The organism is Halomonas sp. TG39a (assembly GCF_000744395.1).
GTDB classification, from domain to species: Bacteria; Pseudomonadota; Gammaproteobacteria; order Pseudomonadales; family Halomonadaceae; genus Vreelandella; species Vreelandella ventosae_B.
Genome location: NZ_JQLV01000002.1, coordinates 252,639 through 271,960, shown reverse-complemented (window position 1 = coordinate 271,960; position 19,322 = coordinate 252,639). Strand labels below are relative to the sequence as shown.

Sequence of the window (19,322 nt, the reverse complement as noted above, 5' to 3'; positions counted from 1 at the left end):
GGGGGCTGAAAAGAATTCGCTACAGTGCCTAGGCTGGCCCCGATACGATCAGGAGTCGGCCATGGCTACCAACCAACCGCGATAACGCCTGGGCAGCCTGGCTGGCGCCACGCGCACGAAACAGCTGGCGCACTACCGCTGGTATGAAACGCCATGCGCCCATCAATCCCTTGGGAAGGGAGCCTTTCACCCACTCCTCAGCCATCACATCGGGATCGACCCTGATCTCTGTGATCGATAGATGCTGGTTTGTGCCAGTCCTCACCAAGCTACGGTAATACGCATCAGGCTCAAGAACAGAGGCGGCGCTAAGTTGATTCCACGGCTGGTGATAGAGGACGTTAGCTGAAGGGCTATCGCTCCACGAACCCAGGGTCTCGACTGGCCCTTCCCATTTAAGCCCCAGGACAACGCCATAGCCTCCAAAAATCTGCTGTTGCCCAGCTTGAGGCAATCGCTCGCCGTCAGCATCGAGCAACAGCATATTCAAACAGGCATCGGCACACAGCACGTCATGCGAGAACGGCTCGAATACACCACTAGACAGTATGTGATGCGCCGCTTGCGGCGAGGTAACGTGATGAAGGTAATTGGCCAAGTTGGGTTCCTCTTGTCAGTAAAGGGGTGAAATGAAGCTTCATCCCGGCAGGCTGGAGCATTAACGAGCCGGGATGGAGTGATGCAAACGATCGGGGAGCTTGTCCCCGTCTTCTAGCGTGCCAGCAGGTAATGCTTCGAGCACGCACTCGCCCATAAGTCGACGCCTAAAGCCAAAGTAGGGGGGGGGCTGTCACATGCTCAGCCATTCTGGCTGGCTCACTACCGGCAGCAGGGCGTGTCGTGTGTCCATATCGGCTTGATCCATGGTGGTGGGCACTGGCTCGCCAACCTCCAGGGCAATCGCGTACACGAGGCGATCCCAAAGTGCTCTGATCACACCATCCCCAATCGCGGCAAACGCAACGGGAAAAGTCAGTCTCGGCAGCTCGGCATAAATATCTTGAATCGATTTCGAGTCATCTACGGCAACACCGAGCAACCAGGCATTGGCGCTCGTAAGCTGCTGCAAAATCGAGTAGTGGGTATAGAGACGATTCAGCCCCCTGACTCGGCATATATGAAGACTCACATGCCTGGCCAGGCGGGTTGCCTCATTCCGAACCCGCAAATGTTGATGCATCGTTCATACCTCACAGCAGCGCGATGGCTTCAGCTCTCGTCACACTGAGCCTGAAGTAGGACGGCAATTTCTCGCTCGACTGACGCGACCACTGGCTGCAACGTCTCATCAACGTAAGCGCGCCATAAACCCCATCTATGCAGGCTTTGCTTAGACCGGTAATGTCTCTTTCCACTGCCAGGGCAACAGCGTGTTCAGTTCGTCATCGTTGTTGAGGGTGGGCAGTGTCTCGAAGACGTGCTGCAAGTACTCGTAGGGTGAGAGGCCATTGGCTTTGGCGGTTTCGATCAGGCTGTAGATCGCCGCGCTGGCCTGTGCACCGCTGGGGGTGTGGCTGAATAACCAGTTTTTGCGGCCAACGACGAACGGGCGGATGGCGTTCTCTGCTGGGTTATTGTCCAGCGGGATCAGGCCATCGTCCAGGAACCGGGTCAGGCGGGGCCACTGATGATCCAAGTAGTGCAGCGCTTTCCCCAGTGCGCTTTTGGGCAGCACCTGGGCCAGTGACTTGTCGAGCTAGGTGCGAAGTTGATCGATTAATGGGCGGCTCTTCTGGTCACGCAGTGCGTGACGCGCGTCGGGCTCAAGCGCCTTGGCCTGTTTTTCCACGCCATACAGCTTACGGATCTGGTTCAGCGCCCAGTCCGCCTTGCCGGTCTTGCCTTTGGGCTGCACCTTCTGGGCCTCGACGAACTTACGCCGGGCATGCGCCCAGCAGCCCGCATGGGTGATCCCATTGCGGCGCACAACCTCGGCGTAGCCTTCATAGCCATCGGTGATTAAGCGACCCGCATAGTCGCCCAACAGATCAACGGGCACCCGTCCGGCGCGGCTGGCGGCGTAGTCGAAAAGAACGACTTGTTGGCCCGGCGGCCCACCGCGCTGCACCCACATGTAAGACGTGGCACTCGCTTGACGATCCGCTTCTTGATTCACCTGGAGCGTTGTCTCGTCCATGTGGATCAGCGGTGCGCTGAGCAGGTGATGACGTAACGTCTCGATCAATGGGGTGATGCGTTCACCGGCCTGCACCATCCAGCGGGCCAGGGTATTGCGGGGGCTCTCGGCACCATGGCGGGCGAAGAGTTGGCTTTGTCGATATAGCGGCAAGGCATCCTGGTACTTGGCGGTCGCCACATACGCCAACAGCGTGGCGCTGGCATTGCTTTTGGGGAGTAGCTTAGCGGGTGCCGCGGCGATCTTAACGCCCTCTTCGCAGGTTCGGCACGCATACTTGCGCCGGACATGACGGATGACCTCGACCCGTGCGGGCACCACGTGAAGTTCCTCGCTAACCGCTTCACCCATGACCGTTAGCGCGGTGCCATCGTCCTGACAGTGGCGAGCTTCTTCGGGGAGTTCATGCACCACCTCAACCCGTGGAAGTTCGGGCGGCAACGCCACCCGGCCACCCCGGGTTCGGCGTGTCGTCGGCGTGGCGGGCTCGACCGTGGTGTCATCCACGACATCGTTATCTGTCGCCTCGGTGGCGCCGTCTTCCTCGTCAACCGCCACTTCGGCTTCGTTGATCAGCAAGTCTTTCTGATCCACCTGATACTTCTCAGTGGAAGGGCCGAACTGGCGCTCCAGGGCCAACCGGAACTGTTCAAACAGCGATTGCTTGGTGGCTTCCCACTGGGCTTCCTTTTTCTCCATCAACGCCACTAGCCGCGCATTTTCAGCGTCAGCAGCGGCCAGCTTGCGCTCAAGCTGGGTGATCGTTGGCGAGGAGGAATCGGCGTTTTTCATACCGCCTAGTTTACCAAAAACGCCGCTAAAACAAGAGCAAAAAAAGCTAACCAACCTGCTGAAAATACAACGCTTTGTGGGGTTGCATCGCCTTCAGATTCACACCATCCAGCAGCCAGTTAAGTTCCTGGCCCGTCAGCGTCACCGTGTCGCCTTCCAGGTGTGTTGGCCACTTAAAGCGTTCGCGTTCCAGCCGCTTGTACCACACCACAAAACCGTTACGCTCCCAAAACAGCAGCTTCACCTTATCGCGTTGGCGGTTACCGAACACAAAGAGCGCCTGCTCAAACGGATTCAAGTCCATGGCCTCCTGAACCAGCAGGGCCAACCCATCGATTTGTTTTCGCATATCCACAGGCTCGCGGCACAGGTACACCGTCAGATCGGTACCGGGGCGGATCATGTCACCACCTCCACCGACAAAAATCGCGCGGGGCGGCAACGTGGTGGCACCGGTAACCCTTGCACGCTTAACCGCCTTTCCCACGTCAGCAGGTCGGTGAGGGTTAACGCCTGTGAGTCGGCGTAATCACTTAACGGCATGTTCCGCATTGAGGCAACGTAAAGATGCCCTAACCAAAAGGCCTGGGTCGGGTTGAGTTCACAGTGCATGAGGATCTCCAAACCAAAGAGATCGTCAGTGTGATCAGCACTGATTAGCTTGCCTAGATGGGGTTAATGGCTCGCTTACGGATCGAAGAGGACCAACGCAACATGGAGACCGGGTTCCGAGTCCGGCCCAAGGCTATCCGCGAGCAGTACGAGTCCGATCTGCGGGAAACCAAGGAGGCGCTGGGCGAGGCTAACCTGCAGATCTATGCATTAAAAAAGTTCAAACGCCTGCTCGACGAGGACGAGAACTCATAAGGTCGTTGCAGGCGGAACTGGCCCAGGAGGGCCACGTGGTATCACTCGTCAAGCTATGTCAGTGGCTGGGGCTCCCCCGGCGGACGCTGTACTATCGTCTCAAACCGCGTCGCCGGGTGATCAATACCGATCTCGCCGCTCGGGTAAAGCTGGCTCTGGAGCGATTCCCCACCTATGGTTATCGTCGTCTGGCGTGTGTGCTGGGTGAGAACCGCAAACCGATCCAGCGCATCCTGCAGTTGAAGAACTGGCAGGTACGCAAGCGACCGTAGGGCTTCCGGCCGCGTGCCCGGAGTCTGCCCTCAGTGACCACACGACTGGATGAGCGCTGGGCCACCGACCTGACGCACGTTTGGTGCGGCGAGGACCGACGGGCCAGCTTGGCGATGATCATCGATTGCTGCACGCGAGAAATTCTCGGTTGGCGACTATCGGACAATGGCAGCAGCAAGACCGCCGAGGCCGCGCTGGAAGAGGCTCTGGTGTATCGATTCGGCGCGCTGGGTCGTTTTCATCAACCTCTGGCACTGAGGTCGGTTAATGGCCTCGTATTCAGCAGTCGGCATTACACGGCGACAGTGAAGGCCTATGGGCTCACCCAGGAGTTCACGACGCCATATACACCGGAGCAGAACGGGCTTGTCGAGCGCTTCTTCCGATCATTGAAGGAGGAGTGCATCTGGTAGCATCGATTTGAGTCGTTGGGCCAAGCTAGAGCGGTTCTCGGGCGCTGGATGCGGTACTACAACGAAGAACGGCCACATCAGTCACTAGGCTATGTGGCGCCCCGAGCACACCCTGCAATAGCTGCGTAGGGTGTGCAAAAACCAGGGGGGCATTACAAATCTTCCCATCCCACTCACCCGCATAACCTCCCTCGTCATCGAATCGTTCAATGGGCGCTTTCGAGATGAATGTCTGGATGAGCATTGGTTCACCAGCCTTCATCACGCCAAGGTTGTCATCGAAGCATGGCGGCGGGAGTACAACAAAGAAAGACCGAAAAAGCGTCTTGGAGGGCTGACGCCTTCAGCCTATGCCGAGCAACTGGTGGTAAAACACGATAAAGTTACTTCTGACTCTAAACTCGGCTACTACTGAAGATGGCTTGACGTCGCTCCTGTTTCTACCGGGTTGCCCAAAGTGCTGCGGTTATTCTATGAATCCAGGTGATAAAGATTTGAAACCGCTTTGTAAAGTACTTTTATCTCATTGTCCTGATACGTCAACGAACATGGAATTTGATCTATGACCCCACTTAAGCGACTTGAGAAATGGCTTTACAGAAAGGCCGAAGGAAAGCCCATGCTGCAATGGTTTGTTGATGGCGAATTTCTGTTTGACTACACAAGCCCTCCTTTGAAGATAGTGGAGCTTGGCCTTACGTTGTTTCTCGGCGTGGTTATCACGTTCTGGTGGCGCCTGCCTCCCGAAGTACCGGTTGGCCTTTATCTATCGGTGCTGATGATAACACTGCTATTGGTTGGGGGTATCAACTACTTCCAACATGTGATCGGTTCTGAAAAGCAGGGTACTTTGAACGATCTGATCAAGTCGGTCAGTCGCAATCAGGACGATCTGACCAAACTCCTAGCCACCATGCCGCCACCGCATGCGATGGAGACCTTTATTCTCTCGTACAGCAAAACGCTGGACTTGAAGCGCAATCTGGGCTCCTACATACCCGAAGATGCCGAAGGGCTTGAGCAAAGGTTGAAGGATCTGAAAACCGGTGTCTTGATGTGCCTTCATGGTTTGGCCCGACTATACGTTCAGTACGAGCATAAACCCCGCTCTACCACCTGTTATGCCCACTGGCTGGAATACAGGGGAATGGCCGACCTCAATGCGGATGATACGCTGAAGCAGGCCGTGCGGGACAAGATCCAGTTCGTGGAGAACAAGGACGATCCCCTGTATGGGTTAGCGGGTGTTCTTCATGTCGATCCCGAGATGACAGTTCAGGTAGGCCGTACAGAAGCCAAACCAAAAGCTGATGAGAACGTCACGGAGATGTATCTCCCTTTCCCCGAGGAACGGGAAAGTGACACAGCCTCCACTAAGACGCGGTTTCTCCCTGTCGCCCCGCTGGCATTCCATCTAGGGCAAGTGGACTACAACAACGTCAGCCAGCAGATTACGAAGGACAGCCTCCAGAAGGAGTGGAATATCAGTTCCGAGGTCATGGATGAGGTGCTTGAGTTTTTTGGCAAGAGTGGTTCGGTCGGCAGTGTCGTCGGCTATAAGCTGAGCCTCAACATTGAAGGCGATACTGAACATCTAGGTGTTCTGGTTGTCTCGTCAAAAAGTGAGGACTCGAAGGATGGAAAAGCTGCAATTGATGCCTACTTGAATCTTTGCCGACCATTGATTGAACTGCAAAAAGAGTTTATATCTGATATCATAATAGTCAGGGCTATGTTATCAGAGCCCAAAGCCACCACCCAGTTGGAGGTGTGAAATGGAAAAGTTAACTACTGCAGAACGAATCAAAAAGCTTCGCATGGGCAACCCCGAGAGCGCAGCCAAGATCGCTGAACGCTACTACGAGGAGTCTCAGGCTCAGATGAACGGTGAGTTCGTAAACCTGCGCGACAACGATCATTACGTCGCCAGGCCAGATGGCTCCCTGGAGAAGGTGGCCGAGGCTGCTACATTCTGACACCGCTACGAATCCCCAGAACCCGTCATCAAGCTTTTTCAGTGCATCAAATAAGTCTTTGGCTATCGCAAAATCCGCTGTCGTAGCCTAGCCAAAACACCTACTGTTCGCACTTACTAACAGCGTTTCCAACCTGCTGATCGGAACCTCATTCGCTACCGTTACTCGCCAGAGCGCGTCCTGACACTTTATTGTAAACGCGTGAGGTCGAAACCAACATATGTGAACTCAAATTGGCTGTTGGCCGAAAACCGTCACTACGAGCACTGGTAATGTCGGATTTGATTACAACCTTCTCAACCCACTCACTCTCATAACCTCCCTCGTCACCGCATCATTCAATATCCCGCGTTTGGCTTCGATCAGCCTGAGCCATTCGCGGGCGCGGGTGATGCCAGTGTAGACCAGCTCGCGGGTGAGAATGGGGTTAGGCGTGGGTGGTAGCAGCGAGGCGGTGTGCAGGAATTCCGAGCCCTGGGACTTGTGTACCGTCATCGCGAAGACGGTTTCTACCGCGTGCAGGCGGGAAGGCAGCACCCAGTCGATGGGTTTTTCCGGGTCGCTGGTGGGGAAGGCGACGCGCAGTAATGATTTACCCGGCGTGCGCAGGTTCGGCACCGCGAGGGTAATGCTAATGTCGCCGTTCATCAGCTTCAGGCCGCAGTCATTTTGCGTCACCAGTACCTGGCGGCCTTCATACCAGCTTATTCAATGCGGTGTCGTCATTGACTACCTGGATGGCGTTAGCTCCAACCAGCTAATGCCTTGCCAGGTTAAGGTGCTGTCATTCAGTCGAACGAATAAAGGCCTCAACGGGGGGAGATAAATGACGGTAACCCAACACAAGATCGAATTGAGCTTCAGAACCCGGTAACGAACGATAGCTGATTCGGTCTCCCTGAAAGCCACGCATGCTTTCGGGAACAATAGATACGCCGCCTCCGACTGCTATCAACGACAGCACGGCATGCATTCCGTGTGCCTCTTGCGTCACCCTGGGTACAAAGCCTGCATTAGCGCAAAGGCGGATAACCTGCAGGTGAAAGCCGCGCCCCTCCACCATTGGCCATAGAATGAAAGGTTCGTCAGAGAGGTCGGCAAGCGTTAATGTTGGCCGCCTACAGAGAGGATGATCTTTCGGGATGGCCATGCATAATCGATCACTATCGAAGCGTGTCTGCTCGATATCTTCAGCATTCACAAGCGGTGGGATCAAAACACCCACGTCCAGTGTTCCGTCGCGCAACGCGCCAATCTGTGCAGCAGTCGTTGCCTCACGTAGCTCAAGACGAACCTCAGGATGGCTTGTCCGAAATTCACGAATGACATCAGGTAGTCGCCCATAAAGCGAACTTCCCACATAGCCTAGGCGCACTAAACCTGCTCTGCCTGCCGCGACATCTCGTGTTGCGGTAATGGCTTGTTCTGCTCGTCGAAGCGTTTCGTATGCTTCATCAAGGAATCTCTTTCCCGCAGGGGTTAAGCCAAGAACACGGTTGCCACGCTCAATCAGGGTGACATTGATATCGCCCTCCAGCTTGCGGATCGCGCTGGTAAGAGGGGGCTGCGACATATTCAATCGCGCTGCAGCACGGTGAAAGTGTAATTCTTCCGCCACAGCCACAAATTGCTCCATTGCACGCAAGGTGATATGAGCTTTGGTGTCTGACGTCATGCTGTAACTCCGAATATGCCATTAGTAATTCAATGCTCTTATGATATTAAAAATATATCAAATCACCATATTATTAGTATTTTATGTATTGTATTGCCCGTTTCATACTTTCACTAGTGTTCTCAGAAAGAACGGAGTGTGAAATGGTGAATTTTAAAGGGCAGGTGGTACTTATCACTGGATCAGGTCGCGGGCTTGGTTTTTCGTATGCTCAATGCGTTGCACGACTTGGTGCAACAGTTCTGATCCAGGATAACGGTGCCGGTTCTGATGGTAATGGAGCGGATCCACAGGTTGCGGAGCTTGCAGCAGAGCAACTTCGGTTGGAAGGTCTGGATGCAAGAGCAGTATCAGCAGATATTGGAACGCGTGAAGGCTGCCATGCACTAGTACGCAGTGCTCTGACAATCAACGGACGGTTGGATGCTCTGATTCATAATGCAGGGTGGGTAGCCTATGAAAACATTGACGCTATAGAGGAACGCGCCTTTGACCAAATGATGGCCATCGCCGCGAAGGCACCTCTTTGGCTCGCACAGGCAGCTTGGCCTGCGATGAAAGCAGCGGGCTATGGCCGCATCGTCATGATCACTTCTTGTCGAGCGCTCTACCCACAGTATGTTCAGAACGGGCTCGCTTCCTACGCGGCTGCCAAGATGGCGGTGGTGGGAATCATGAATGTGCTTGCTGCTGAAGGCAAAAAGGATGGGATTATCGTCAATGCGGTTTCGCCCGTTGCCAAGACACGCATGTGGGGAATAGAGGGTGAACCAGATGAACTGCGTCCTACCGATGTCGCGCCAGGCGTGGCGTATCTTGCATCTTCGCAATGCGCCGAAAGTGGTTGGATACTGCGTGCCGCGAACGGGCAGTTTCATGCCACCAAGGCAATGGAATCCGAGGGAGTGGACTATCCGCGTGATCTGCGTGCAGTACGTGTCTCAACAGCGGATGAGATGGCTGCGAACTGGCCGCTGATCGCTATTCCTAGCGTGGAGCCTCGCTCATGAACGAGGTGACAGTGGCATTCTCAAGTCAAGCAGTGCTGGGAGAGTCACCTATTTGGAGCGGATCCACTGCTCGGCTTCTATGGGTAGATACCCTGGGGGCTTCGCTCAATATATTCGACCCAATAACGGGCCATAATGTAGTACATGCGATGCCCAGCCCGTTAGGCTTTGTCGCTGAGACATCGGCTGGCCGGTGGATCATTGGCACCGGTTGTCATGTTGAGCTAGTCAGCAGGTCAGGTGATAGGCAGCGAATAGCGACCGCGCCGCATGCCCAAGAAGGGTGCCGGCTCAATGATGCTAGCCTCGACCCTTCAGGCCGCCTGTGGGTGGGCTTGATGAATGAAGAGCTAAAAGAAGGCTCGGGCTATCTTTACCGACTTGATCCTGATAGCGCGTGGCACACTGTCGATTCGGGATTCACGCTCATTAATGGAATTGACTGGAGCCATGATAGGAGCACGCTCTATGTGACAGACTCCCGGCAAGGTGTCATCTACGCCTATGATCACGACCCCTTATCCGGTGAGGTTAAAAACCGACGATCCCTCATCCTTATCAGCCCCAATAAAGGCAAGCCTGATGGGCTGACGGTAGATAGGGAAGGATTCCTGCTCAGTGTTCTTTTTGATGGCGCTGCTATCGCCCGGATATCTCCAGAGGGATATATCGCTAGTACGATTGCGCTCCCTGTTCCACGCCCTACGAGCTGTGCCTTTGATGCTACGGGCCAACACCTCTTCGTTACCTCGGCACGACTTGGTTTGTCCAGAAGCGAGATAGAAAGAGCGCCTGCATCGGGGGCGCTGCTTCGAATTGACTATAAACAGGTGACGGCATGAAGTTACGACTAACCTTCATTAAATAATGTTGAGGTCGCAGGTACGTATTGCCCAAGAGAGCATTGCGCATCGTCTGCCTCTCATATACAGCGGTCATGAGCACTGTTCAAAAGCGTGCATTATCGTGGGGGGGGGGGCACCATGACGAAACAAAAACTGATTCTGCTATTCGATGGGACGTGGAACGACCCTGAAGACCAAACCAATGTTTATCGTATTACCCGGTTGATCCATGATGACGATGACGGTATCAGGCAGAGGTTCTATTACAACCCCGGCGTAGGGACATCTAAGTTTCAGCGCTTTACCGGCGGAGCCTTCGGTCACGGGCTGAGCACAAACCTACAGGAAGGCTATGACTGGCTGGCAAGGCGTTACAGTGAAGGCGATGAGATCTGGATATTCGGGTTCAGCCGTGGTGCCTACACCGCCAGAAGCCTGGTGGGGATGATTCGTAAATGCGGGCTAGTGCATGTCGTCACGCCAGGGTTGCTCGATAAGGCCGAAAGTATTTATCGAAACCGCGATTTGCACCCCGATTCTGAGGTGTGCACAGGGTTCAAGGAGAGCTTCAGCCTCCAGCCCAGGATTCATTTCATTGGTGTGTGGGATACCGTTGGCGCGCTGGGCGTGCCCGGAACCAACCTGTTCAAAAGCAAATACGATTGGCACGATACCGAGCTTTCCAGCATTGTCGATCATGCCTATCAAGCGGTCGCGCTGGACGAACACAGAGCGACTTACAACGTATCGCTCTGGACAAGCAAGGATGGCAAGCAGAAAACGGGCAATCGCGACGTAGAGCAGTGCTGGTTTATCGGCGCCCACGCCAATGTAGGCGGCGGCTATGGTGCTGACGACACACTGGCCGATATATCGCTGAGCTGGATGTTAGCCAAGGCGCAAAAGGCAGGCCTAAAAGTGGCACCCTACGAAGTTGCTGAGGATGCCTGGAAGACAGCACCCAAAGACTCGTTTTCTGATTTCCTGAGGGGGTTCTACGCCAGATACAAACGCCTTGGAAACACCTCTGACGGCCGTTTTTACCGACAATATGCGGAAGTGATGCCAGGGCAGTGTGCGGTGAATATTTCAGTCGATGAGAGTGTTTGGAAGCGCTGGGCCGATACAACGTGTGAGTACCGGCCGCGTACTTTGACCGATGTCCCCCTTTTCCCACCGGAGGAGTAGGCCGAGCGGGCACTTTTGACTCGCAGGCTACGAGCTGGCGCTATGCCGCATTCACCCAGGCGCCATAAGCAGTCGCATGAAAGTGATGGCTGACCTAGATCACGAAGTGGCCACTATCGACTAAAAACTAAGTATTCAAAGTAGGTTTAACCTAAGTTAACTGCTAGTCTCGAAGCATTAGAGCGAAAAACGCCGCAGGGATAATATGATGCAGAATGCCCGCATAACGCTTCACCCAAGCAAGCAGCGCATGCAGGTGCAGGTTGATAGCATTCTGATAGCCGACTCCACCAATACGCTCGAACTCCGCGAACACGGCTACTCGCCACGCCATTACTTTCCACGTGAAGACGTGCGGATGGATTTACTCACCGTTTCAGAGACCATCACTTATTGCCCCTTTAAAGGGCATACGGTGTATTTTTCGCTGGGTGAAAGTCGGGATATTGCTTGGAGTTATGAGGAGCCGATTGAAGGTATGAAAGCTTTAGCAGATAGGGTTGCATTTTCTGAGGAAGTTAGCGAATGACGCTTTTCGACCCAAAGCTGACGTTCGCATATGCAAATAATACGTCACAGGCAGGGTGCTTGAACGTCTACCTACTGCGTTCATAACCAAGCAGGTGGCTCAATATAATTGCACCGCAAGTTCTACCTAGAACAAATCCTACTGACGGCTGCTGCAACTCATCAAAAACTCCATTTGATGATTTATAAGGGAATATCGATACCGTTAAGTTACGCTGGTTTCCGTATAAAAAATTTATTCAAGGGAATGGGAGCATCCAGAAAACCATGCATATTTCAAAGCTGAAATTGGTCAACTATCGAAATTTTAAGAACACCACGTTGTATTTTAAGCGAGGTGTCAACACGATTATTGGCGAAAATGGTTCTGGTAAATCAAATATCCTCCGCGCTATACGTCTCCTACTGGATGACCACATGGTGCGAGCTGCCCATCGCCTGGATGAGTCAGATTTCTGTCGTTCACTAAGTCGGTGGCAAGGCCACTGGATTATCATTAGTGTGGAATTCGAGGAGATCAGCTCTGACGAAGCTGTGCAGGCGCTATTTCTACAGACCACCGCCATTCTAGAGGATGGCCCGATCGCAAAGGCGACCTATAACCTTATCTTTCGTCCTAAAAAGGAGATCCGCCTTAAGCTGGCCTCGCTTGGAGACTTCGACAATGATGAGCTAGCGGACATTCGAGACGCGATCACAATCGATGACTACGAGACAATATTCACAGGTAGAAGCAGCGCTGACTTTACTGACCAGTCGGTATACGAATCTATCGTGGGTGATTTCGATATGTGCTGTTTCAGCCCGGAGACTGAATTTCCGGAGATCGGGTCGAAAGTGCCGGGTTTTCTCTCAGTTACAAAAGAGGTTTCGCTGACTTTTGTCCAGGCCTTGCGAGATGTTGTTGCGGAGTTCCATAACAACCGAACGAACCCACTGTTTACGCTTCTTAAGAGCAAGAGCGGCGAAATAGATCCAGGAGCAATGCAGCCCATCTCTGAGATGGTTCGCAACTTGAACACCTCCATTGAAAGCCTTGAGGATGTGCAGTCGGTTCGCCAGCACATCCGTGAGACGATAAAAGATGCTGCCGGTGAGACCTACTCCCCGGCTTCGCTTTCAATCAAGTCCGACCTGCCAGACGAAGCGGAAAAACTTTTTCAATCCTTACGCCTGTTTGTGGGCGAGTCCGATGATGGCTATGAGGGTACGATTCATGAACTGAGCTTGGGTGGGGCAAATCTGATTTACCTGACGCTGAAGCTTCTTGAGTTTAAATATCAGCGCGAAAAGCTCGCTATTGCCAACTTCCTCTTAATCGAAGAACCAGAAGCTCATATCCACAACCATATTCAGAAGACCTTGTTCGATCGCATTTCTTATAACGATGCGCAGATCATCTACACTACACATTCGACCCAGATCTCCGAGGTTAGTAATGTAAGCAACGTTAATATCTTGGGTCGTCAAGGCTCTTTCTGCGAAGCCTACCAACCGGCAACAGGGCTTGATCCATCTCAAGTCGTGAGCATTCAACGCTACCTTGACGCGGTGCGTAGCAACCTACTTTTCGCTAAGAGCGTATTGCTGGTAGAAGGTGATGCCGAGGAGATACTCGTCCCAGTCCTCGTTAAGAAAGTCTTGGGACTAAGCGTCGATGAATTAGGCATCAGTGTCATCAATATTCGTAGTACAGGCTTCAAAAATGTTGCTGTATTATTTCATGACATGCGTATCCGCAAGCGCTGCGCCATAGTCACTGACCTTGACACGACATTCTTCAATGTAGAGCCAAAGTCTACTGATACTGCCGCCTTCGCAGCGAGGAAACTTAAGGCGATCGGCTCGCAGAAAGCCGGTGCTGATCGCAAAACCAATCTCGATACCTTTGTAACCGGAAACCCCTGGGTCAATGCCTTCTACGCGACGCACACGTTTGAAGTTGATTTCGTCGCGGCTAATAACCAAGAGGCAATCGTTAAAACTGCCCATAAGGTGTATAAGTCGCCAGCAACTATCGAACTAGTACTTGAGCAGCTCCGTTCAGGCAAGCTGCAACAAGTAGGCTTACGGACGCTTCTGATGGCCGAGCAAGAAGGAAAAGGCTGGTTTGCGATCCTGCTCGCCGGTGAGCTCGATCATCAAGTTGTGATACCTGATTATATCAGGAAAGCAATTTTGTTCGCGCATGGTCACTTCTCCCGTCCGCTTATTGCTAGGATTCTTCAGTATCGGGTCGACTGCCAATTCCGTGCTGATCCTTCAGCGAATACGCGTTTAGCCATCTTCGAAGATGAAATCGACCGCTTTCTTCAGGGAGAAATCACACTGCCAGAAATTAGAGCAGCATTCGCCTTAGCGGTACCCTACGATGCTATCAATCCATTCTTAGCGGAGATGACCTGATGTTTGTTTGGGAAGAGAACGAACTTGACTCGGAACAAACAGCCGCAGTGAAAGAGTCATCGAGCGTCTTCCTAGTAGCGTGTCCCGGCAGTGGAAAGACGCGCACACTCACGTATAAAATTGCTTATGAACTTTCCCGCCAAGCGGACAAACGGTTCGTCGTTGCGATCACTTATACGCATCGCGCAGCCGACGAGATACAAGAGCGTATTGAAGAAATGGGTGTCGATACGTCTGGTCTGTGGATCGGAACTATCCATTCCTTTTGCCTTGAGTGGGTTATCAAACCCTACGGTATCTACCACCCTGAGCTTGCGCATGGGTACCGTGTCCTTGGTAAGCATGATCGCGAACTCATGCTTGACCGGCTATGCGCCTCTTATTCGGGAGTGACTCATTGGGACTGCGACTACTACTTCACTGTATCTGGATACCATCTTGGATGTGTTGATACTAGAAAGCATGGGGCACTAAACAAGATCCTAAGTGAGTATTTCCACGAGCTTTCAGACACGCGGCAGATAGATTTCGAACTCATCCTTTGGTATGCGCATTCGCTTATGCGTGATCAGAAACATATCGCGCCGCTGCTCTCCCAAGTATTTTCACATATCTTCGTGGACGAATACCAAGATACGAAGCAGATTCAATACAGCCTTCTAACAACTATTCTACGCGAAGGCGAGGGGCGAACGAAGACTTTCATTGTCGGCGATCCGAACCAGGAAATTTTCGGTTCACTCGGAGGTTATGCGATTTCAGCGGCCGACTTCCGAGCGCAGGCGGGAATCCCGATCAAGGAAATGGCTCTCAGTCGAAATTATCGCTCGAGCGAAAGAATCATCAGTCATTTTTCAAACTTCAACGTGCATGCCACTAGCATTCAAGGCGTGGGGATAAACGCAACGTTTCCAAGTATAGTTTCTTACAATCAGCACATAGCTCATACTGACCTACATGACGAGTTGGTTAGGCTGATCCAAGTGAGTCTCTCCGCAGGTCACGCACCCGCGGAGATATGCGTAGTCGCTCCGTGGTGGGTATTGCTTGCGTCAACTACGCGCAAATTGGTGGCAATGTTGCCTGATCAACAGTTCGACGGCCCGGGCCTAGTCCCTTTTAGCAATGACCTGGACAATTTCTGGTTCAAACTATCGAAAATTCTGCTTACTGAGTCTTCGCCAAACATGCTTGTGCGTCGCATGCGTTGGGCTAAAGTTATAATCAACGACCTCGACGATTTTGGCTTCAACACGTCTAGTCTGACACAGCGTTTGTTATTGAGAGAGTGTAATGCACTCTCGATTGTCGAGACGGATGGACTTAACTACCTTGATCAAGCCTTTACCCAACTGTTTGAGCGGCTCGACATAGATTTAGATAGCTTTCCTCCTCTGGTGGAACACCGTGAGGCATTCTTTCGTAGTTCATATTCACGGATTGAAAGGCTTCGTAGGGATGGGGCTAGTTATATAAATGATATATCTTTCTTCAGGAAAGTATTTCGCGAAAGAACCGGCATCACTGTTTCGACCATACACGGGGTCAAGGGTGCTGAGTTCGACGTCGTCATCGCTTTTGGTCTTCTTGAGGGTATGGTTCCGCATTTCAATGAAGTTGCTGGCCAAGTTGCCGCCCAGAAACTGCTTTATGTTATAGGCTCCCGCGCACGTAAGCATCTTCACCTCATATCAGAAGCAGGTCGCCCACGAGGGCGCTACGCGCACTATGTAGCTACTGAGGCCCTAGACTCATGCGCATTCAGCTATAACAAGTGTTGATAGGATAGAAAGGAGTTCTAAATAGGTTAGATCTGCTAAGGGTTATGCAGTAAATTAAAAATTATTCTTAGTAACAAAAAAATAGCTAGTGATGGTATCATTATGATTCGGAAACCATATTCACATATAAAGCCGCGAAGATCGTTAGCCTTAGTGCCTTAGTGCCTTAGTGCCTTAGTGCCTTAGTGCCTTAGTGCCTTAGTGCCTTAGTGCCTTAGTGCCTTAGTGCCTTAGTGCCTTAGTGCCTTAGTGCCTTAGTGCCTTAGTGCCTTAGTGCCTTAGTGCCTTAGTGCCTTAGTGCCTTATGGGCTATCGCTTCGCTCAACATAATGCATCTTTATGACAGCGTTGCATAGACCAAAAGTAGCGATAGCTATCTTAGCTATAGTTTACTTGTTATCATTCGTTATCATGTCTGAATCTAATGTTGGTTCGAATTTGGCAATGATCTTTGGCATAGTTGTTCTTATCATACCTTATTTAGTTCCTTTGGTTTGGCTAGGTAGTTTTAAAAGCCGCACTAAGTATCTAGATCCGGTGTGGGTAAAAGTTGCTCTTGCATTCGTGAGTGTTGGATATTTGGCAGTTTCGACCTCATGGGCATCTGCTGTGCTAAATGAGGCTTTTCATGTCCCAGCTTCAAATTTTCCAATCACTCTTGCGATCATCACACTTGTGTACTTGCCTACCCAGTTAATTTTATTAGTAATTTTTGGCATTGTTTTGATGTCGTTGTTCGCTAATGTAGCTGTCTTTTGGGCTATTTTTTCCAGCAAAAATTGGAAGGAAACACTAAAAAAATTGTTTTCTAATCTTTTTAATAACATATCTCGGTTTTTTGCACGGAAGTTCTGGGTTTTTTGATAAAAATATGAGCCATGTCGCACAACTAATCGCAGTGAGTTTAGACTTCGATGAAAATCATCAATGCACTAACCTCAATAATACTTCTGTAGCTAAGGTGTCACATGTGGGTAATGGTAATGTAATTATATTTAATCGGAACCGGACTGAATATAAAAATTTTAATGGTTTATTCGAGTTTGCGAAGTGTGAGTTCTGGCCAGAAACTTAGTGAAAAGGCTATTTTTGATATCTGTATCGCTGTCCGTCTACAATGCTGCATTAAAAATGTAAATTAAAAATACTTAAGCATAGGTTTTAACCTCGCCAGATCCACTCACCCGCATAACCTCCCTAGTAACCGCATCATTCAATATCCCACGCTTAGCTTCGATCACCGTAAGCCAATCGCGGGCGCGGGTGATGCCGGTGTAGACCAGTTCTTGGGTGAGAATTGGGTTGGGCGTTTGCGGTAGCAGCAGGGCGGTGTGCTGGAATTCCGAGCCTTGGGATTTGTGTACCGTCATGGCGAACACGGTTTCTACTGCGTGTAGGCGGGAGGGCAGCACCCAGTGGATCGGGTTTTCCGGGTCACTGGTCGGAAAGGCAACGCGCAGTAACGATTTACCCGGCGTGCGCGGGTCAGGCGCGGCGAGGGTGATGCCGATATCGCCGTTCATCAGTTTCAGACCGTAGTCGTTTTGGGTGACCAAGACCGGGCGGCCTTCAAACCAGCCTTTTTCCAGCGTGTGGTCGTTGCCGAACAGCAGCTTTTCACTGCGTAACGTTTTGGCTATGCGCAGGTTTAAGCCTTCTACTCCCCACGGGCCTTTGCGTAGCGCGCATAGCAGCTGAAAGCGGCTGTAGGCGTTGAGTACTTGCTTAGCCCACGCATCGTAAACGTCTCTGTTCTCTTCAAACGCCAGTGCCGTATCAAGCCGCTCACTATCTAATGTGTTTAGGTAGTGACAGTAGCCGGTGGGGGGGGCAATGGACTCGCCCTTGAAATTGGTGCGGCCTTCGCCTGCGTTGGGAAAGCGTTCCGGGCTGCCGGTGATCACCAAGCGCTCCAGGGCGCTGTCTTCGTTTTGTGCGTTTGGCTTCAACACCAGGTGGTGCAGGTCGGCGTAGCTGTTATTCAGTACGCCATGCACGGCTTGGTGTTTATCCCGTTCCCGCAATGCCTCACTTAGCGGCTGGTTAATCGCCTGGGCGAGCTGGCCGATGCCGCTTGTTTCAGTAAAGCGGTGGCTTACCCGCAGCATGGTAATGGCTTGATCCAGCGGCTGGCCGTCCGGGTCGATTAATACCTTTGGCAGCGGGTGGTCGGTAAGTTCGGAAAGCCACTTTGCCGTGGCGGGGGTGTAGTGGGCAGCGTCGGCGCGGCGGCATAGGTCGCCCAGCACGGCGCCTGCTTCTACAGATGCCAGCTGGTCTTTATCCCCCAGCAGCACTAGCTTGGCGCTGGCGGGTAGGGCGCTGAGCAGCGCCGTCATCATTTCGATATCCACCATTGAGGCTTCATCTACCACCAGCACATCCAACGCCAGCGGGTTGGCGGCGTTATGGCGGAAGTGGCGGGTGTCGGCTCTGGCACCTAATAAGCGGTGAAGTGTGGTGACTTCTGTAGGGATAGTGGCTTGAAGCAGCTCTGTGGCCTTTTCTTCGCCAGCTAAAGCTGCCTCCCACAATGATATTAGCCCTTTGAAAGGTAGCTTGCTCACCTGCCCGGCGATGGATTCATTTAGCCGTGCGGCGGCTTTGCCGGTGGGGGCGGCCAGGCGGATGCGCAGCGGATGGGCGTTGGGCTGGGCCAGTTGCAGGGTTTGCAGCAGGGCCAGCAGACGCACAACCGTGGTGGTTTTACCGGTGCCGGGGCCGCCGGTGATGATCGCGAAGGGGCTGCGGGCGGCTAGGGCGCAGGCAGTTTTTTGCCAGTCTATGCTGTTGCTGGCGGGGAATAGCGTATTCAGCGCGCTTTTTAGTAACGGGCTATCCGCCTGGCTATCCACACTAACCCGGTGGGCTATTTCCTGGTGCAGGGTTTGCTCGAACTGCCAGTAGCGGCGCAGGTAGAGCCGGGTGGTGAGCGAGGAATCGCTTTTCACCAAAGGCGTATTGCCGGGGCCGTCGCTGATCAGTGTGGGGTGGTTGAACGCGGCCTGCCACTCGGGCAGCGTTAGCGTGGTCAGTACATGGCTGGGCAGCGGCGGCGGGTCGTTCAGGTCGTCGCCTTCCGGCGGCAGCGAAAGCGCAAAATCCGGCGCTTCCAGGGTGGAGGCTATATCCAGGCAGACATGGCCACGGCCAAGCTGGTGGCTGGCCAACGCTGCGCCTAGCAACAGCAGTGGCGGGGCGTTTTGGGTTTCACGGTCGAGAAAGCGCACCAGGGCCAGATCCAGATCCCGCAGCCAGCCACGGGAAACCCAACGCTCACACAGCAGGAATAGCGCGGCTGTGTCGCTTAGCGCGGGGTGCGGCTGGGTAGCACTGGCGGCTGATTCTGTCGGTGGTGTTACCGATGCGGTTGAATCAGGTGCAGCGGGCGGCGCCTCATCGGCGAACAGGTCTAGGTTCATAGATTGTGT

At 52.8% G+C, this 19,322-nt stretch carries 17 protein-coding genes and 4 pseudogenes; 13 read left to right on the top strand and 8 right to left on the bottom strand.

The window, feature by feature from the left end; all coding sequences use genetic code 11:
- Positions 1 to 28: 28 nt before the first annotated feature.
- The 5 genes and pseudogenes from U738_RS19315 to U738_RS19295 all read right to left on the bottom strand — a co-directional run bounded on the left by U738_RS19315 (position 29) and on the right by U738_RS19295 (position 3,541).
- On the bottom strand, positions 29 to 598 hold the full coding sequence (locus U738_RS19315) for a hypothetical protein (protein WP_035584299.1): 570 nt from the start codon (positions 596 to 598) through the stop codon (positions 29 to 31).
- 192 nt (positions 599 to 790) lie between these two features.
- Positions 791 to 1,180: a hypothetical protein gene (locus tag U738_RS19310; protein WP_152561160.1), complete on the bottom strand. Its 390-nt coding sequence runs from the start codon at positions 1,178 to 1,180 to the stop codon at positions 791 to 793.
- Between the two features lie 150 nt (positions 1,181 to 1,330).
- Positions 1,331 to 2,929: pseudogene (gene tnpC, locus U738_RS19305) on the bottom strand (IS66 family transposase).
- 46 nt (positions 2,930 to 2,975) lie between these two features.
- Complete coding sequence (gene tnpB / locus U738_RS19300; protein ID WP_035584294.1) at positions 2,976 to 3,332, bottom strand: IS66 family insertion sequence element accessory protein TnpB; 357 nt, start codon at positions 3,330 to 3,332, stop codon at positions 2,976 to 2,978.
- A complete protein-coding gene (locus U738_RS19295; RefSeq protein WP_035584291.1) occupies positions 3,329 to 3,541 on the bottom strand; it encodes a hypothetical protein in 213 nt (70 codons plus the stop codon). Before U738_RS19295 ends, tnpB begins: the two co-directional genes overlap by 4 nt.
- 102 nt (positions 3,542 to 3,643) lie before the next feature.
- Between U738_RS19295 and U738_RS23365 the strand changes: the two genes are divergently transcribed.
- The 6 genes and pseudogenes from U738_RS23365 to U738_RS19275 all read left to right on the top strand — a co-directional run bounded on the left by U738_RS23365 (position 3,644) and on the right by U738_RS19275 (position 6,458).
- The gene (locus tag U738_RS23365) at positions 3,644 to 3,796 is read left to right on the top strand and encodes a hypothetical protein (RefSeq protein ID WP_157693164.1); all 153 of its coding nucleotides are present in this window, start codon (positions 3,644 to 3,646) and stop codon (positions 3,794 to 3,796) included.
- A 35-nt stretch (positions 3,797 to 3,831) separates the two neighbouring features.
- Positions 3,832 to 4,068 carry a hypothetical protein gene (locus U738_RS23510; protein WP_197671987.1) on the top strand — a complete coding sequence of 79 codons (237 nt, stop codon included), beginning with the start codon at positions 3,832 to 3,834 and terminating at the stop codon, positions 4,066 to 4,068.
- 33 nt (positions 4,069 to 4,101) lie between these two features.
- A pseudogene (locus U738_RS23505) lies at positions 4,102 to 4,611 on the top strand (IS3 family transposase).
- Between the two features lie 67 nt (positions 4,612 to 4,678).
- A pseudogene (locus tag U738_RS23050) lies at positions 4,679 to 4,897 on the top strand (integrase core domain-containing protein); the annotation flags it as partial.
- Positions 4,898 to 5,044: 147 nt separating this feature from the next.
- Positions 5,045 to 6,256 carry a hypothetical protein gene (locus U738_RS19280; protein ID WP_035584285.1) on the top strand — a complete coding sequence of 404 codons (1,212 nt, stop codon included), beginning with the start codon at positions 5,045 to 5,047 and terminating at the stop codon, positions 6,254 to 6,256.
- A gap of 1 nt (position 6,257) precedes the next feature.
- Positions 6,258 to 6,458 (top strand): hypothetical protein, encoded by a 201-nt coding sequence (locus tag U738_RS19275; RefSeq protein ID WP_035584282.1) that lies wholly within the window; start codon positions 6,258 to 6,260, stop codon positions 6,456 to 6,458.
- A gap of 285 nt (positions 6,459 to 6,743) precedes the next feature.
- Here U738_RS19275 and U738_RS19270 read toward each other — a convergent pair.
- Both U738_RS19270 and U738_RS19265 read right to left on the bottom strand, forming a co-directional pair.
- A pseudogene (locus U738_RS19270) lies at positions 6,744 to 7,160 on the bottom strand (ATP-binding domain-containing protein); the annotation flags it as partial.
- 82 nt (positions 7,161 to 7,242) lie between these two features.
- Complete coding sequence (locus U738_RS19265) at positions 7,243 to 8,133, bottom strand: LysR family transcriptional regulator (protein ID WP_035584276.1); 891 nt, start codon at positions 8,131 to 8,133, stop codon at positions 7,243 to 7,245.
- 143 nt (positions 8,134 to 8,276) lie between these two features.
- Here U738_RS19265 and U738_RS19260 point away from each other — a divergent pair, with 143 nt between their 5' ends.
- From U738_RS19260 to U738_RS19230, 7 genes are all read left to right on the top strand, one after another.
- Positions 8,277 to 9,143 (top strand): SDR family NAD(P)-dependent oxidoreductase, encoded by an 867-nt coding sequence (locus tag U738_RS19260; protein WP_035584273.1) that lies wholly within the window; start codon positions 8,277 to 8,279, stop codon positions 9,141 to 9,143.
- Complete coding sequence (locus tag U738_RS19255; protein ID WP_035584270.1) at positions 9,140 to 9,985, top strand: SMP-30/gluconolactonase/LRE family protein; 846 nt, start codon at positions 9,140 to 9,142, stop codon at positions 9,983 to 9,985. Before U738_RS19260 ends, U738_RS19255 begins: the two co-directional genes overlap by 4 nt.
- A 141-nt stretch (positions 9,986 to 10,126) precedes the next feature.
- Complete coding sequence (locus U738_RS19250) at positions 10,127 to 11,176, top strand: DUF2235 domain-containing protein (protein ID WP_050714143.1); 1,050 nt, start codon at positions 10,127 to 10,129, stop codon at positions 11,174 to 11,176.
- A 208-nt stretch (positions 11,177 to 11,384) separates the two neighbouring features.
- Positions 11,385 to 11,705, top strand: a complete 321-nt coding sequence (locus tag U738_RS19245) for a DUF427 domain-containing protein (RefSeq protein WP_050713298.1) — start codon at positions 11,385 to 11,387, stop codon at positions 11,703 to 11,705.
- 266 nt (positions 11,706 to 11,971) lie between these two features.
- The gene (locus U738_RS19240) at positions 11,972 to 14,110 is read left to right on the top strand and encodes an ATP-dependent nuclease (RefSeq protein WP_035584261.1); all 2,139 of its coding nucleotides are present in this window, start codon (positions 11,972 to 11,974) and stop codon (positions 14,108 to 14,110) included.
- Positions 14,110 to 15,891 carry a UvrD-helicase domain-containing protein gene (locus U738_RS19235; RefSeq protein ID WP_035584258.1) on the top strand — a complete coding sequence of 594 codons (1,782 nt, stop codon included), beginning with the start codon at positions 14,110 to 14,112 and terminating at the stop codon, positions 15,889 to 15,891. The genes U738_RS19240 and U738_RS19235 overlap by 1 nt, the downstream gene beginning before the upstream one ends.
- Positions 15,892 to 16,230: 339 nt before the next feature.
- Positions 16,231 to 16,755 carry a hypothetical protein gene (locus tag U738_RS19230; protein ID WP_035584255.1) on the top strand — a complete coding sequence of 175 codons (525 nt, stop codon included), beginning with the start codon at positions 16,231 to 16,233 and terminating at the stop codon, positions 16,753 to 16,755.
- Positions 16,756 to 17,039: 284 nt separating this feature from the next.
- Here the strand turns inward: U738_RS19230 and recD are convergent, their stop codons facing one another.
- Positions 17,040 to 19,313, bottom strand: a complete 2,274-nt coding sequence (recD, locus tag U738_RS19225; protein WP_035584252.1) for an exodeoxyribonuclease V subunit alpha — start codon at positions 19,311 to 19,313, stop codon at positions 17,040 to 17,042.
- Positions 19,314 to 19,322: the final 9 nt, after the last annotated feature.